This is a genomic window from Algoriphagus aquatilis (genome assembly GCF_042657405.1).
In the GTDB taxonomy this organism is placed as follows: domain Bacteria; phylum Bacteroidota; class Bacteroidia; order Cytophagales; family Cyclobacteriaceae; genus Algoriphagus; species Algoriphagus aquatilis.
On the sequence record NZ_JBHSKS010000004.1, the window covers coordinates 269,879 to 285,232 of the forward strand.

The 15,354-nt window shown below is 46.5% G+C and carries 12 protein-coding genes; 8 read left to right on the forward strand and 4 right to left on the reverse strand.

What is annotated here, in order from left to right; translation table 11 throughout:
• Window positions 1–96: 96 nt before the first annotated feature.
• Window positions 97–2,913 (reverse strand): excinuclease ABC subunit UvrA, encoded by a 2,817-nt coding sequence (gene uvrA / locus ACFPIK_RS07455; RefSeq protein WP_377913792.1) that lies wholly within the window; start codon window positions 2,911–2,913, stop codon window positions 97–99.
• A gap of 239 nt (window positions 2,914–3,152) precedes the next feature.
• On the opposite strand from uvrA, the gene pnuC reads away from it, so the two are divergent.
• Together pnuC and ACFPIK_RS07465 are read left to right on the forward strand one after the other, a co-directional pair.
• Complete coding sequence (gene pnuC / locus ACFPIK_RS07460) at window positions 3,153–3,770, forward strand: nicotinamide riboside transporter PnuC (RefSeq protein WP_377913794.1); 618 nt, start codon at window positions 3,153–3,155, stop codon at window positions 3,768–3,770.
• Window positions 3,757–4,290: an AAA family ATPase gene (locus ACFPIK_RS07465; RefSeq protein ID WP_377913796.1), complete on the forward strand. Its 534-nt coding sequence runs from the start codon at window positions 3,757–3,759 to the stop codon at window positions 4,288–4,290. The genes pnuC and ACFPIK_RS07465 overlap by 14 nt, the downstream gene beginning before the upstream one ends.
• Before the next feature lie 64 nt (window positions 4,291–4,354).
• On the opposite strand, the gene ACFPIK_RS07470 is transcribed toward ACFPIK_RS07465, so the two are convergent.
• A complete protein-coding gene (locus tag ACFPIK_RS07470; RefSeq protein ID WP_377913798.1) occupies window positions 4,355–6,424 on the reverse strand; it encodes a S9 family peptidase in 2,070 nt (689 codons plus the stop codon).
• Window positions 6,425–6,481: 57 nt separating this feature from the next.
• Between ACFPIK_RS07470 and ACFPIK_RS07475 the strand changes: the two genes are divergently transcribed.
• Window positions 6,482–7,459, forward strand: a complete 978-nt coding sequence (locus ACFPIK_RS07475) for an alkaline phosphatase family protein (RefSeq protein ID WP_377913800.1) — start codon at window positions 6,482–6,484, stop codon at window positions 7,457–7,459.
• A gap of 164 nt (window positions 7,460–7,623) precedes the next feature.
• Here the strand turns inward: ACFPIK_RS07475 and ACFPIK_RS07480 are convergent, their stop codons facing one another.
• Window positions 7,624–9,186: a M20/M25/M40 family metallo-hydrolase gene (locus tag ACFPIK_RS07480; RefSeq protein ID WP_377913802.1), complete on the reverse strand. Its 1,563-nt coding sequence runs from the start codon at window positions 9,184–9,186 to the stop codon at window positions 7,624–7,626.
• 71 nt (window positions 9,187–9,257) lie between these two features.
• On the reverse strand, window positions 9,258–9,833 hold the full coding sequence (locus ACFPIK_RS07485; RefSeq protein ID WP_377913804.1) for a sugar O-acetyltransferase: 576 nt from the start codon (window positions 9,831–9,833) through the stop codon (window positions 9,258–9,260).
• A 200-nt stretch (window positions 9,834–10,033) separates the two neighbouring features.
• On the opposite strand from ACFPIK_RS07485, the gene ACFPIK_RS07490 reads away from it, so the two are divergent.
• The 5 genes from ACFPIK_RS07490 to eboE all read left to right on the forward strand — a co-directional run bounded on the left by ACFPIK_RS07490 (window position 10,034) and on the right by eboE (window position 15,260).
• Window positions 10,034–10,921, forward strand: a complete 888-nt coding sequence (locus ACFPIK_RS07490) for an EboA domain-containing protein (protein ID WP_377913806.1) — start codon at window positions 10,034–10,036, stop codon at window positions 10,919–10,921.
• Between the two features lie 45 nt (window positions 10,922–10,966).
• Complete coding sequence (locus ACFPIK_RS07495) at window positions 10,967–11,884, forward strand: TatD family hydrolase (protein WP_377913808.1); 918 nt, start codon at window positions 10,967–10,969, stop codon at window positions 11,882–11,884.
• A gap of 3 nt (window positions 11,885–11,887) precedes the next feature.
• Complete coding sequence (gene eboC, locus ACFPIK_RS07500) at window positions 11,888–12,802, forward strand: UbiA-like protein EboC (protein ID WP_377913810.1); 915 nt, start codon at window positions 11,888–11,890, stop codon at window positions 12,800–12,802.
• A 71-nt stretch (window positions 12,803–12,873) separates the two neighbouring features.
• The gene (locus tag ACFPIK_RS07505; RefSeq protein ID WP_377913812.1) at window positions 12,874–14,028 is read left to right on the forward strand and encodes a 3-dehydroquinate synthase; all 1,155 of its coding nucleotides are present in this window, start codon (window positions 12,874–12,876) and stop codon (window positions 14,026–14,028) included.
• A 14-nt stretch (window positions 14,029–14,042) separates the two neighbouring features.
• Window positions 14,043–15,260 carry a metabolite traffic protein EboE gene (eboE, locus tag ACFPIK_RS07510; protein WP_377913814.1) on the forward strand — a complete coding sequence of 406 codons (1,218 nt, stop codon included), beginning with the start codon at window positions 14,043–14,045 and terminating at the stop codon, window positions 15,258–15,260.
• Window positions 15,261–15,354 lie beyond the last annotated feature (94 nt).

The following is a 15,354-nucleotide window of genomic DNA, read 5'->3' on the forward strand; positions in this document are numbered from 1 at the left end:
CCTCCCGATAGCTATCGTGGATGAGCTAAGATTCCTGATTGTGCTTGCGAAGATAGAAAAACCTGTTAGGTTTCCGAAACCTGACAGGTTTGAAAATCAAACAAAACTCTCCCTCACATACTTCGCCGTGTAATTCCCCTCTTCTCTTGCCAAATCCTCCGGCGTGCCGGCAAAAGTCAGATGACCTCCTTTATGTCCTCCTTCTGGACCCAAGTCGATGACCCAATCGGCAGATTTGATTACTTCGGTATTGTGCTCGATGATGATCACGGAGTGACCCTGATCGATTAGCGCATTGATGCTGTGTAGGAGCTTGCTGATGTCATGGAAGTGAAGCCCGGTTGTAGGTTCATCGAAGATAAAGAGGATATGATCTCCGGTTTTGGTGCCGCCTTTTCCCAAGAAAGAAGCCAGCTTCACTCGCTGGGCTTCTCCTCCGGACAGTGTATTAGAACTTTGGCCCATGCCGATATAGCCCAACCCTACTTCCTGCAGGGGCTGAAGTCGGTTGACGATTTGGGTTTTTCCTTTGAAAAACTCCAGAGCTTCGTCGATCGTCATGTCGAGGACCTCGGAGATGTCCTTGTCCTTGTATTTGACCTCAAGGATTTCATTTTTGAAGCGCTTTCCCTTACAAGACTCGCAAGTCAGATGGATGTCTGCCATGAATTGCATTTCCACGGTGATGGTGCCTTCACCTTGACAGGCTTCGCATCTGCCTCCGTCCACATTGAAGGAGAAAAAGGCGGGTTTGTACCCACGCTGCTTGGATAGCGGCTGCTCGGAAAAGAGATTCCGGATCGCATCATAAGCCTTCACGTAGGTTACCGGATTGGATCGGGAGGATTTGCCTATGGGATCTTGATCCACAAATTCCACTTGCGTGATTCGCTTATAGTCGCCTTCGATCTTATCGTATTTTCCGCCCTCGTCTATCACAGTGCCCAGCATTTTTCCCAAAGCGGGATAAAGTACCTTTTTGATCAAGGTGGATTTACCTGAACCGGAAACGCCCGTGACGCAGGTGAGCGTATTCAGCGGAAACTGTACCGTCAGATTTTTTAGGTTGTTTTCCCGGGCACCTTTGACGGTGATGGAGTCTTTCCACTTCCGGTTGCCCGTTTTGGTGAAAATCTTCTCTTCACCGCGGAGATATTTGGCGGTGTAAGTGGTGCCGCTAGTAATCAAATCTTCGATTTTCCCCTGGAAAAGCAATTCTCCACCTTTCACCCCTGCATCCGGGCCGATATCAATGATCTGATCAGAGGCCTTCATCACTTTTTCCTCGTGCTCCACCACGATGACCGTGTTGCCTAGATTTTTGAGTTCTTTCAGCACTCCAACTAGGCGATCGGTATCTCTCGGATGCAGTCCGATGCTGGGTTCGTCAAGAATGTACATGGATCCGACCAGCGCCGAACCCAAGGAAGTAGCCAATTTAATTCGCTGATATTCCCCACCGGAAAGTGTGGAGGTCAGTCTATTGAGCGTGAGGTATCCCAAACCCACCTGATCCATAAATTCCAGTCGGCTCGTGATTTCCTTCAGCAGTCGGTTGGCTACTTTGGCTTCGTGCTCGGTGAGTTGGAGGTTTCTAAAAAAAGCCAAGGCATCCTCGATGGGCATGAGCACCAAGTCGGTGATGGATTTCCCTTCAATTTTGACATAGCCTGCATCTTTTCGCAGGCGGGTTCCCCGGCAATCCGGACAAGTCGTGCGTCCGCGGAATCGGGAGAGCATCACCCGGTATTGTATTTTGTAGGTTTTTGTTTCCAGATCTTCGAAAAAGGCATTCAACCCTTCGAAGTACTTATTTCCGGTCCAAAGTAATTCTTGTTCTTTCTCCGTGAGTTCATTGTAGGATCTATGAATCGGAAAGTCAAATTCGATCCCTTTTTTCAATAGCGGTTCCAGCCACTGCTTGCTGGATTCTCCTCGCCAAGGTGCGATGGCTCCTTCATAGACCGAAAGTTCTTTGTCCGGTATGACCAAGTCACGGTCGATGCCCAAAACATTTCCGAATCCTTCGCATCGCTTGCAGGCTCCATAAGGATTGTTGAAAGAGAAAAAGTTGACCGAAGGAAGCTCGAAGCTCATTCCGTCAAGCTCGAATCGGTCTGAAAATGATCTGGTTTCTACATCTGGAACGGTGATTTTGCAATCGCCATGCCCTTCAAAAAGGGCAGTCTGCACCGAGTCTGCGATTCGGAATTGATTGTCTTCATCGTCCTTTCGCACCGTGGCCCGATCGATCAGGATTTCGTAGTTGCCTTTGGGAACTTTCTTTTCTCCCAACAGATCCTCGACGAAATAGACCTCTCCATCGATCAGGATTCGGGTATAGCCTTTTTGAAGCAAAAGCTCGAGTTCCTGTTCGATTTTTCTTCCTCTGACTAACTGAAGCGGACAGGAAATCATGACTTTGGCTCCCTCTTCAAAGGAAAGCACATAATCAACGATATCGGTGACGGTGTGATGTTTGACTTCTTTACCAGAGACCGGTGAAAACGTTTTTCCCACTCGGGCGAAAAGCAATTTGAGGTAATCGTAAATCTCCGTGGTCGTGCCGACGGTGGAGCGTGGATTTTTGGTGCTAACTTTTTGCTGGATGGCAATCGCAGGGGCTACGCCTTTGATGTATTCCACGTCGGGTTTTTCCATCCGACCGAGGAATTGGCGGGCATAGGAGCTCAAGCTTTCCACATACATGCGCTGGCCTTCGGCAAAAAGTGTATCAAACGCCAAGGAAGATTTGCCCGAACCGGAGAGTCCGGTGACGACCACAAACTGGTTTCTGGGTATGGCGACGCTCAGGCTTTTGAGGTTGTTGACCCTAGCATTTTTGATGATGATGTATTCTTTGGGATCGAGGGAATCGATGTCGATTTTAGCGGGTAAAGTGCTTAAAGTCATAGCGGGCAAAGTTAGCAATCAAACCCGGCAAGTGTGAGAAAAGTTGGGAATGTTGAATGAAATGGTTGTCAATGTTGTCTGCTTCGCGTTATCAGGTTGTCATGTAAGCCCTGAAGATTTTACCCAACCATTGAATTGAGGTGCCAAAAATTTCACTCTTCCAATCCGAAAATCTGATAAACAACTCTACAACTTGAGAACTCGACAACAAAGACAACATTTTTCTTTTTCTTCGCATCATGGATTTTCAATTTCTCCTCGACGGATTTGCTCAAGGCATTCAAAATATGACTTGGCTGGAAGCGGTGGCGGTATTTTTTGGGATTGCTTCGGTGTTTTATTCAATGCGGGAGCATATATGGGTGTATCCCACGGGAATTGTTTCTACGCTGATTTACGTTTGGATTTGCTTTGAATACAAGCTCTATGCAGACATGGGAATCAATGCCTATTATTTTGCCATGTCTATTTACGGCTGGTATGTATGGACCCATCCCAAAGAAAATCAAGATGTCCTGCCCGTGACTTGGCTGGATGGAAAAGGCTGGCTGATTTCGGCTGCCCTATTTGCGGTTTCCTACCCTACTTTGGTCTTTGTCCTGAGTAAGTTTACAGACAGCGATGTGCCCTATTGGGATTCATTTACCACGGCTTCTGCCTTTGTAGGTATGTGGCTGATGGCCAAAAAGAAGGTGGAAAACTGGATTTTTTGGATCATTACAGATCTGGTTTCAGTGCCTTTGTACTTCTACAAAGGCTTGGTGTTAACCTCATTTCAGTTTTTATTTTTTACCGTGCTAGCTACCATTGGCCTGTTTGCCTGGATCAAATCAGCCAAAACCTATGCAAAAGCCTAAGCGGATATTGATTCTGGGTCCGGAGTCTACAGGGAAAAGTACCTTGGCGGAAGATCTGGCCCATCATTTTGGAGAACCCTGGGTCCCCGAATTTGCTCGGGAATATCTGGAAAAAATAGACCGGCCTTATCGATTTGAAGACTTGGCTGAAATCGGAGAGGGGCAAGTTAAGTTGGAAGATCAATTGGCTGAAAAGGCCCAAAAATTCCTTTTCTGCGACACCGATCTACGAGTTATCCACATTTGGTCTGAGCATCGGTTTGGGAAGACGGACCCTTGGGTGTTGGAAGAAATCCAGCAGAGAAAATACGAGTTGATTTTGCTCACAGATACCGATTTGCCTTGGGAACCCGATCCGTTGCGGGAATATCCGGAATTGGAGATGCGGCAGTATTTTTTTGAGAAGTATCGAAAGTTAGCAGAGCAAAGTGGCTTTCCCTATTTGATCGTTTCCGGGGATCGGGAAAAGCGATTAAAAGATGCAGTTACTGCTGTGGATAACTCGGCCATTCAATCCTGACAGGTTTTAAAAACCTGTCAGGATTTTCCTTAATTTTTTCCTCTAGTTTCTGTGTATAACCCTCCTATTTCGCCAAAGAATGTTTTGTTATGAATTGGTAAGTGGCATCAAAAGCCTTCACCCAATTTTGGTGCAGCAGGAAGGCATGAACTTCATCCGGAAACACTAATTGTTCCACCTCAACCCCCTGCTTTCTAAGGACTTCGGCCAGCTCCACACTTTCTGAAAAGAGCACATTTCGATCATCATCCCCATGGATTAGGAGAACTGGGTCTTTCCAGTTTTTCACATAGTTCATGGGTGAAGATTTGAAGGCAAGGTCTGCCATTTTTGGAAATTTCTCCGGAGCGTACCAAGGAGCAAAAACCGGAATATCATTGTTCCAATTGTGTACGCCATGGATATCCACACCGACATGGAATTTCTCAGGGGCCTGAGAAAGGGCATGGGCTGTCAGATAGCCTCCATAGCTTCCACCCCAGGGGGCGATTCTTGAAGCATCCACATCGGATCGGGCGGCCAGAAAATCCGCTGCTGCCAAGACGTCCTGCACTTCGCTGGCACCTCCGGCTCCATAATTTTCTTCCTCACGGAAATCCATCCCATAGCCGATTCCGCTTCGATAGTTAATCGTCAAAGCAATATATCCCTGAGAAGCAAAAAACTGCTGTGCGCCGTAGGTATGCGAATAGTAAAGCCCATAATTGTAGCCCAAAAGCATCTGTCTTCTACTGCCTCCATGGATAAAGATGACTGCCGGATATTTCTTTCTGGGATCGTAATTGGCTGGAAGGAAAAGTTGAGCAGACGTTTCAAACCCGTCCTTAGCTTTGATTTTTATCGCTTCGGGTTTGCTGAGAGTTTTGGGAAAATTGGAAGGGAAATAAGATTCAGCCAGCATTCTCTTTTTTCCATCCGTTTGGATCATGGGCCAACCAGGTTGGTTCCAGTCGGATTGAAACCAAGCCAATCCATTTTCTACCCGCACCGGAGCCCAATTGATGGTTTGTGGATCGGACAGGAGTTCCAGGTCAAATGTGGATAAGTCCAGTCGGGAAACTTGTCTTCGATTAATGTTTCCGATATTATGAGTGACCAACAATTCGTTTTTGGTAAAGGAACTTTGAACCCATTCTACTTGTCCTTCGCCGGGAGTCAAGTGTCTAACTTCTTTGGTTTTAGGGTTTACAGCATAGAGTTGCATCCAATTGTTCTTTTCCCAAGGGAAAACCAAGGAACCGTTTGGAGTCCACCAAAGGCGTTCGCTGATGGCCGGTAGATCATCTACCATGACTGAACCCCGACCCGGATCTGCTTTCCAAACTTCTCCGGCTTTCATGCTTGCCAAGTCCAAAACCCGAATACTCCAAGGATTGGCTTCTTTGATGGAGGTGAAAGGCAAAAGATTTAAGATGTTTGGTATTCTTAGGTAGGCCAGTTTTTTCCCGTCAGGGCTCCAGGTCGGATACGAATCAAAATCCAGACTGGCTTCGGGATATTTCAATTCCTTTTTCTCCAAATCCCAAATCCCCACAAAGGAATGGTCACCTCGTCCCGAAACGAAGGCTAAGTATTTTCCATCCGGAGAAAATGAAAGCATGGAGGCACTTCCTCTTGCAGTAAAAAGTTGCTTGACGGAATCCGTCCTATCTGAGCTTGCTTTGAGATAAACCGAACCTCCGATCAAATATGCAACTTGTTCCCCATTTGGGCTGAAAACAGGTGAGGTTCCTGGAGCGAACCAGCTGGACTTTCCACTTTCCAAATCCAATTTGAAAATCTTCTTATCTGTGTTTTCCTGCAATTGAGCAGGATTGGCCGGTTGGCCGTTTGAATTTCTACCATTGCCACGGACGAAAAGCAGGGTTTTTCCATCCGGAGAAAAAACAACAGGTCCAAGATCCACCCCGATGTCTCCTTTGTAATCAGTCAATTTTTTGGCTTCGTAGTCAGGTGCTTTGGCATAGAAAACATTTCGTTCGCCTTTGTCATTGAACACCCAAGCCACTGCTTTTCCATCGGGAGCAGCAGTCATGTAAGTGGGAAAAGGGGCGGAAATGTAATCGGCGACAGATTGTGCCTTGACCTGTATTGCCAACAGAATCAAGATGGAGGCAAAAAGGATCTTTCTCATAAGGTTGGGGTTTGGTAAAAGGTACAAATTCCGCTTTATTTCTAAAAAGTAATTCTAATGGACAGGTTTATTTGGTATCGGCTTTTGCTGTTTTTTTCAATCAATCTATGGGTTCAGCCGAGCTTTTCTCAGGAGAAAAAGGTGGTGTTTATTATTCTCGACGGGATTCCTGCTGGAGAATTGGAAGCTACTTCTACTCCCAATTTGGAAAAAATTGCCGCAATAGGCGGCTATGCTCGAGCGTATACCGGAGGAGAAAAAGGAGGGGCTTCTGAAACTCCTACCATTTCCGCCGTGGGTTATAATTCGCTCCTCACAGGCACATGGGCCAATAAGCACAATGTATGGGATAATGACATTGCAGCGCCCAATCATTCGTACTGGACGATCTTTAGGTTGATGCGAGAGGCAAAGCCAAATTCCAAACTGGCGATTTTTTCAACTTGGGAAGATAACCGAACCAAGCTATTGGGAGAGGGGCTTAATGAAACTGGAAACTTGAAATTGGACTTTGTTTTTGATGGATTTGAAAAAGACACCCTTACTTATCCACATGATAAGGATAAGGATTACATCCGTAAGATTGATAACCTGGTTTCTTTTGAAGCAGCCCACATTCTAAAAACTCAGGCTCCGGATTTGTCTTGGGTATATCTGGAATTTACCGATGATATGGGACATCGATTTGGTAAAAGCCCGCAATTGACCTCGGCTATAGAATTGGCTGATGAGCAAGTGGGAAGAATCTGGGAAGCCATTCAGATTAGGGAAAAGAATTTTGGAGAGGAATGGTTGATTTGGATTACTACCGATCATGGGAGAAAAGCCCCTGACTTTAAAGACCATGGAGGTCAAAGTGACTCCGAGCGGGAAATCTGGATGGTGACTAATGCTAAGAATTTATCGAATCGGTTTCATTCTGGAAAAGCGGCCATGGTGGATATTTTGCCAAGTTTGGTTGACTTTTTGGGAATACCCGTGCCTGAAACACAACAGAAAAATTGGGATGGCAGCTCGCTTTTGAAGAAAAAGTAGGTCTGATTTTGAATCAATTTAAGGGTTTTTAAATGTCAGCCTGAGCGAAGTCGAAGGCCTTTTCCAGTATTTTGGAAAACTTTCGACTCCGCTCAATTTGACAAACTTTAAATTTTATACCGACTTAATGACTCAGGTAGGAGGCATAATTCGACAGGCCTGTTTTATCTCGCGATACGTTGAAATAAAATTCCGCCTTTTCGGGTCGGAGATCTCTTGCTCGGCCATTCGGTAGGTTCGCCGGTGCGGAAATCAACAGGAATTCTCATTTTTTTGGATACCATGTTTTCTTCTTCGCAAGCCATGTAAACCAGGATGGCGGTTAGGATGGCGTTATTTTTTATGTCCTCGAAAACCAATTTGTCGTAGGTGTCCAGGTTGGTATGCCAAGTGATCGTGCCATAATCCCAAGCCAAAGAGCTTAGGTTAAAGGCAGGAACTCCAGCTGCCACAAAGGAAACGTGGTCTGTTCCACCCGAGCCCGGATTGCCTGGGAAGGAAGTCTCGATGTCTCTGGTGATCTCTCTTGGGACTTTGCTTAGCCAACGACCGAGGTATTCGTAGCTGTCCACGAAACCTTGACCTGAAATATTGGCAATTCGGCCGGTTCCGTTGTCTTGGTTGAAAAGCACTTGGATTTTTTCCAGCATCTCGGGATGATCTTCAACGAAGGCTCGGGAACCGTTAAGGCCTTGCTCCTCAGATCCCCAATGGCCAACCAAGATGGTTCGCTTGGGATTTGGATATACTTTTTTCAGGATGCGCATTACTTCCATCATCAGGATAGTACCACTCCCGTTATCTGTAGCTCCGGTGCCGCCCTGCCAAGAATCCAAGTGTGCCGAAAGCATCACATATTCCTCTGGTTTTTCGGTTCCTTTGATCTCTGCAATCGTGTTAAAAGTGGGCTGTAATCCAGTTTCTTTCGACTGGGCATTGACGTGGATTTTTGGTTTTTTGCCGCTTTCTACCAATCGAAAGAGCATTCCATAGTCTTCGATCGAAAGATCAACTGTAGGGACTTGCCTGGTAGAGGCAGAGAAGATTTTATTTGCTCCCAAAGCTTTAGACCAGTAGGAAGTGATCACACCTACAGCGCCTGCATTTTCCAGCGCGATAGGAAGAGAAGTGCGGTTTTTCCCGGTTTTTTGGGTGCGCTCCAACCAAGCTTTCTCCAAAGCATCTCTTTCCTTTTTTAGGGCTTCAAAAGAAGGATCGGTTGCCCATTTCTCCCAGTTATCATCCGGACGTCCGGTGAGCTGGGGAGCTGAAATCATGACGTATTTGCCTTTGACGGATGGGAGCCATTTTTGGAAAGCCACTGAGTCTGCCAAATCCGGCAAAACGATCACCTCGGCGGTTAGACCTCCGGCAGGAGATGCAGGACTCCAGGAAAGCTGGGTTCCAGCCAAGGTTCTCACCCAAGGCTCAACCATATCGATATGCGTAGTTCCTCGATCCCAGCCTCTCCATTCTCCCCATTTTTCATTCTTGGCTTGGATGCCCCATGCTTCGTATTGCTTCACGGTCCAATCATGCGCTTGTTGCATTTGGGGAGTGCCGACGAGTCTTGGGCCAATGCCGTCGAGGAGTTCATGGGCGAGTACTTCCAGTTTGGAATTTTCGTTTGCTTCTTTGATAATAGCATCGATGACCTGGTTTTGAGCTTGTACTTTGACAGAGACCAAAAGCAACAGCCCGAGGCCATAGCGGTAGAGTTTGTTCATTGGATTTTAGGTTAAAGGTTAAAAATAGAATAGCCGACTAGAATATGGCTAACCACTGGTGGATATTTCATTTACAGCTTCTTCAATACTTGACAGGGATTCCCAAAAGCTAATACATCATCCGGTAGGTCTTTGGTCACCACCGAACCTGCCCCGATGGTCACATTATCTCCGATCGTGACACCGGGAAAAATGACTGAATTTCCACCAATCCAAACATTATCGCCTATCGTCACGGGTTTGGTGGAAGTATGATATCGTGTGCTTTCGCCCTCCTTATAGATTCGGTCGGAAGCTTTTAGCGGATGGGTAGCAGTATAAATCTGCACATAGGGAGCGATCAGTCCATTTTTTCCAATGGTGATTTTGTTGTCATCGAGAAACATGCAATTGGTGTTGACAAAGGTGTTTTCCCCAATTTCGATGTTCATTCCGTAGTCGCAGAAAAAGGGAGTTTCGATCCAAACGCCTTTTGTCACCTTTCCCAAAAGTTGACTGATTAGCTCATTTCTCCTGTCCAAATCCCGGCTATCACACGTATTGTAAGCTAAAATTAAGGCTCTTGCCCGATGGTACAGCTCGAGGAGTTCCGGATCTCGGGAGTCATAAGCCTCTCCGTCTAGCATTTTTTGGAGGTTGGTTTTCATAAAAATTCAAACGATTTGTTCCCTAAAATAGAAATAATTGCACGACCTCGATTTTGAAAAGTAGATTCCCTTAGACCCAATGTCAAATACACATGATTTTTATCAGAAACCGTCGTTTTTCTTTCCTTTTACCACATTTCCTTTGGCTTTTCTAAGGCTTTTGGATTTACTTTAACTCCGCTTCAAACCCGGAGGAAAACATGCAAACCCAAACTGACTTACTGGCTTTTTTTGAAAGCGTCTTGGCGTCACGAGCGGAGACCAAAGCGCTTGATTGGCTAAGCTCCCAAACCGAAAAAATCAATGCTGACGCATCGCCCACCAAGTTTTTCTTGGCGTTTTCCCAAGCTTCCCGGTTTTTCAAAAAGGACAATCTCAATTTATCAGAGACCGAGAAAGAAACAACAGGTAGCTTGGTCTCAGGTTTTGATCCCAGTCATTGGGATGTATTGCAAACTGTAAGAACGTATTTACTATTAAAATTTGCCCCTGGAAAAGAGGCTTGGCTGAAAGTAATTAACCAACTCTTCGAAACCGGCGACATGCACGAGCAGCAGGCGTTATATGCAGCCTTGCCTGTGATGCCTTATTCGGAAGACTTGCTTACTCGGGCGATTGACGGCTGCCGAACCAATATGACCCTGATCTTCGATGCGATTGCACTGAACAATCCGTATCCACCAGCTCATTTTCCCGAAGCAAATTGGAATCAATTGGTGCTGAAGTCCATCTTTATGCAGCGACCGATTTATCGGATTCAGCAATTGGACGAAAGGAGAAATCAGGCTTTGGCGGAAATTGCTTCGGATTTTGCCCACGAACGTTGGGCTGCTGGTCGATCGGTCATGCCTGAACTTTGGCGTTTGGTGGTTCCTTTTCTCAATGAGCATTTGCTGGAAGACTTGAAAAAAGTCGTCTTTTCAGAAGACCAATTGGAGGTTGAAGCCGGATTGCTAGCGGCCTACCAATCTGACTTTGCGCCAGCAAAAGATCTGCTCAAATCCTTCCCTGAGACGGTCTCCGCCATTGAATATGGAGAAATCTCTTGGGAGAAAATCGGTAAGGATTTTCAAGACAAAAAAGCCTAAACAGGCCAAATTCGATTAATTTTAAAAAACTAATTCCCCAAAGCCATGAGCAAGGAAATGTATATCGATCCACATATTCACCTCGTCTCCCGTACCACAGATGACTACGAAGCCATGCGAAAAGCTGGTATCGTTGCCACTATTGAACCTGCCTTTTGGCTGGGTCAGCCGCGTACGGAAGTAGGATCCTTCAAAGACTACTTTTCCACTTTGGTCGGCTGGGAGCGGTTCCGAGCCAGTCAGTTTGGAATAGTGCACTATTGTACGATAGGTCTGAACTCCAAGGAAGCTAACAATGTGCCTTTGGCCGAGCAGGTGATGGAATTACTTCCGCTTTATGCAGGAAAAGAAGGCGTGGTGGCTATCGGGGAGATCGGCTATGATGATCAAACCGAAGCTGAAGATCGTTTTTACCGCCTTCAACTGGAACTGGCTAAAGATGTCAATCTTCCCGTACTTATCCACACTCCTCATCGGGATAAAAAGAAAGGAACAACCCGCTCTATGGACGTGGCCGAAGAGCATGGCATGGACCCAGGATGGGTGGTCGTCGATCACAACAATGAGGAGACGGTTAAAGAAGTGTTGGATCGAGGATTCTGGGCAGCTTTTACTATTTATCCACATACCAAAATGGGTTCCGAGCGAATGGTTGAGATCGTCAAGCAATATGGACCCGAGCGAATCATCGTGAACTCAGCTGCGGATTGGGGAATTTCTGACCCGATTGCTGTTCCAAAAACGGCGGCTCTGATGCGCAAAATGGGAATTCCTGAGGAGCATGTGCGTCTGACTACTTATCAAAATGCATTGACGGTATTCGGTCTTAGCGGTCAAATGCATGAAGACGATTGGCTCAAGGCGCCTCCGATCGATCAGACCAAAAAATTGGGAGGAAATTCCGTACTTCGCGGAGGTCAGGTTCCTCGCGTCGAGGGTCCTGCCGATCGGGTAGAAAATTAATCCATGAAAAATACCAAGCTTTTCGCTTATCTACAGCTAACCCGCCCAGCCAATGTGATCACCGCGATCGCAGACATCTGGGCGGGTTTTGCCATTGCAGGTGCCTGGGATTATATGGCCACCAACTGGATCTATGGAGACCAGCAATTTTGGTGGAATCTCCTCTGGCTTTCATTGAGTACAATTGGTTTGTATGCAGGTGGAGTAGCCTTCAATGATGTAGCGGATGCAGACTTGGATGCCATCGAGCGGCCTGAGCGCCCTATTCCAAGTGGAAGGGCTTCTAAAAAAACTGCTTTTTGGATGTCCTCCCTTCTTTTGGTTTTTGGAGTGATTTGTGCCTTTCAGGTTAATCCAACCGCCGGATTTTTAGCCATCGCCGTGGCCGCATGTGCCGTGCTGTATGATTATTGGGGCAAGCATCAGCGGATTTTAGGTCCGATCAATATGGGACTTTGCCGCTCCGGAAATCTGCTGCTTGGGATTGGCGTAGCGCCAGAAGTACTTGAAAAAATCTGGCCCGTCGGCCTTTTGCCCTTGATCTATGTAGCTGCCATCACCATGATCAGCCGGGGAGAAGTACATGGGAAAAACCGAAAAGCGCTTTTCGCAGGTGGGGCTATGTATGCGTCCATTTTCGTGGCCATTTTTGGCTTGGCTTATCTGGAGAGTCCGGGATACCTGCAAGTGATTCCTTTTTTAGCTTTACTTGGCTATATGATCTTTCCTCCTTTGGCCAAAGCGATCCGAACTCAAGAACCCAAATTCATCGGCAAATCGGTGAAAGCAGCAGTAATCTCCTTGATCATCGTCAATGCTGCTTTAGCTTCTGCATTCTCCGGTTGGCCCATTGGAATCGTCGTTTTGCTCCTTCTTCCGATTTCCCTTTGGTTAGCTAAAAAATTTGCTGTAACCTGAGTAAAAAATAAACCGAATTCTTTCACAACTTGTCTTGAAAGAAATCCCGAATAACCTATTGCTTGCAAACCATGAATACGATTCTCGAACAGTCCTTTTCGGTTCCCTTTCGCTACCCGGTAGCTTTTACCGAGAATCTATTTGATCCACAAAATCAAATCCTAGCTAATGTCCTTCGTGGCGATCGTGTGCCTAAGGTACTTTTTGTCATCGACAGCGGTGTGGCCGATACGCATCCCCATTTGATTGCAGAGGTGAAAAACTATGCTTCTGCCCATGCAGAGGTTTTCACTTTGGCTGCTGAACCCCTCATTGCGATTGGCGGAGAAGCCTGCAAAAACGAGGAAACCGAATACCACAAGATTGTGGAGGCGACCCATCTCTATGGCATCGACCGTCATTCCTACATTGCAGCTATCGGTGGCGGTGCAGTATTGGATATGGTGGGCTTTGCAGCGGCAATTTCCCATCGGGGTATTCGACTGATTCGGATTCCGACCACGGTTTTGTCCCAAAATGACTCTGCGGTTGGTGTGAAAAACAGTGTCAACGCCTTTGGTAAAAAGAATTACCTCGGCACGTTTGTCCCTCCCGTGGCGGTATTGAATGATTTCAATTTCCTCAAGACACTGGATGATCGTGACTGGAGAGCGGGAATTTCGGAGGCCATCAAAGTAGCTTTAATCAAGGATTTGAGCTTTTTCGAGTGGTTGGAAAATGCGGGAGAAGCACTTGCCCGCCGAGAGATGGAACCCATGAAAGTCCATATCATTCGCTCTGCGAAAATGCACATGGACCATATCGCCGGCAAGGATCCATTTGAGTTTGGAAGCTCCCGACCCCTGGATTTCGGACATTGGGCCGCACATAAATTGGAAAAATTGAGCGATTTCCGCATCCGTCACGGGGAGGCTGTGGCCATCGGGATTGCCTTGGATTCTGCCTATTCCTATTTACAGGGGAGAATCACCGAGTCGGATTTCAACCGGATCATTCAACTGATGCATACCCTGGGTTTTGAGCTTTTCGCGCCAGAACTTCAGGGAGAAAATCTGATTAAAGGGTTAAAGGAATTCCAGGAACACTTAGGCGGTCAGTTGACCATCATGCTCTTGGAAAAGTTGGGCAAAGGCGTGGAAGTCCATGAAATGGATCACGACTTGATCTTTAAATCTGTGGAAATTCTCCGTAGGTTAGAGAAAAAGTCTGCCGTTCACGCTTCCTGATTTTTTCCCAGCCTATGAAAATCCATGACTTTCACCTAAGCTATTGTAGCAATATCCATCCCGGAGAAACATGGGATGCGACCTTCGAAAACCTCAAGATCTATATTCCTGAGGTCAAAAATCGCCTCAAACACAAAGGCCCTTTTGGCATCGGGCTTCGGCTTTCCCATGAGGCTTCCTTGATTTTGCAGCGTCCGGAGCGGATGCGGGAGTTTCAGGACTGGCTGAAAAAAGCCAATGCCTATGTGTTTACCCTAAATTGCTTTCCGTATGGAGGCTTTCACCGCACCAAAGTGAAAGAAAATGTCCATACGCCGGATTGGACTACCGCGGAACGAAAGGATTACACGATTCGGAGTTTTCGGATTTTAGCCCAACTGCTTCCTGAGGGAATGGAGGGAGGTATTTCCACATCACCGCTTTCCTACCGGCATTGGTTTTCCTCCGAAAAGAAAAAAAATGAAGCGATCCAAAAATCTACGGATCACCTGATCGAGGTAGTGCTGGAGTTGGTGAATATCCATCAGGAAACCGGCAAGCTCCTGCATTTAGACATTGAGCCCGAACCGGATGGGATTTTGGAAAATTCCGACGAGTTGGTCAGCTACTTCCAAAATTGGCTGTTGCCAAAAGGGAAAATGGCCTTAGCCGAAAAGCTAGGAGTTTCAACTGATGAGGCGGAAAAGCTGATCAAAACCCACATTCAGGCTTGCTACGATGTATGTCACTTTGCGATCGTGTATGAAAATCCTGCTGAGACATTCCAGAAGTTGTCAGCAGCTGGAATTCAAATTGGAAAGATTCAGATTTCGGCTGCGCTGAAGGTGATGATTCCGGAGTCCGCCGTGGAGCGGTTTACACTCAGCAAACGATTGGAAGAATTTGCCGAATCGACCTACCTGCATCAAGTCGTCGCTCGAAAAAAAGACCGACAGTTTGCCTCTTATCCCGATTTGCCTCAGGCCATCGAACACTTGGGAAAAACCAAGGATTTGGAATGGCGAATCCACTTTCATGTTCCGGTCTTTTTGGAAAATTATGGCTCATTCCAATCCACGCAGCACGATATTTCCCTTGTACTCAATCAAATTTTAACCAACCCAACCCTCACTAAACACCTCGAAGTTGAAACCTATACTTGGGAAGTTTTGCCAGAAGACACACACCTGACCCTAGGCGAGTCGATTGCCAGGGAACTCAGCTGGGTGATCGAAGAATTGGGTAAGGAATAAAGGATCGTGTAATTACGATTTTTGATTTACGATTTACGAGGAGCAGAGTAGTTTTGGGCTTTTTCTCAGGATTTAACCTTTTTGAGAACAAGGT

Bases quoted from the DNA above. Each gene is read 5' to 3' on its own strand.
- ACFPIK_RS07480 (WP_377913802.1), bottom strand. From the start codon at position 9,186: ATGAACAAACTCTACCGCTATGGCCTCGGGCTGTTGCTTTTGGTCTCT.
- uvrA (WP_377913792.1), bottom strand. From the start codon at position 2,913: ATGACTTTAAGCACTTTACCCGCTAAAATCGACATCGATTCCCTCGAT.
- ACFPIK_RS07490 (WP_377913806.1), top strand. From the start codon at position 10,034: ATGCAAACCCAAACTGACTTACTGGCTTTTTTTGAAAGCGTCTTGGCG.
- eboC (WP_377913810.1), top strand. From the start codon at position 11,888: ATGAAAAATACCAAGCTTTTCGCTTATCTACAGCTAACCCGCCCAGCC.
- ACFPIK_RS07505 (WP_377913812.1), top strand. From the start codon at position 12,874: ATGAATACGATTCTCGAACAGTCCTTTTCGGTTCCCTTTCGCTACCCG.
- ACFPIK_RS07495 (WP_377913808.1), top strand. From the start codon at position 10,967: ATGAGCAAGGAAATGTATATCGATCCACATATTCACCTCGTCTCCCGT.
- ACFPIK_RS07475 (WP_377913800.1), top strand. From the start codon at position 6,482: ATGGACAGGTTTATTTGGTATCGGCTTTTGCTGTTTTTTTCAATCAAT.
- eboE (WP_377913814.1), top strand. From the start codon at position 14,043: ATGAAAATCCATGACTTTCACCTAAGCTATTGTAGCAATATCCATCCC.
- ACFPIK_RS07465 (WP_377913796.1), top strand. From the start codon at position 3,757: ATGCAAAAGCCTAAGCGGATATTGATTCTGGGTCCGGAGTCTACAGGG.
- pnuC (WP_377913794.1), top strand. From the start codon at position 3,153: ATGGATTTTCAATTTCTCCTCGACGGATTTGCTCAAGGCATTCAAAAT.
- ACFPIK_RS07470 (WP_377913798.1), bottom strand. From the start codon at position 6,424: ATGAGAAAGATCCTTTTTGCCTCCATCTTGATTCTGTTGGCAATACAG.
- ACFPIK_RS07485 (WP_377913804.1), bottom strand. From the start codon at position 9,833: ATGAAAACCAACCTCCAAAAAATGCTAGACGGAGAGGCTTATGACTCC.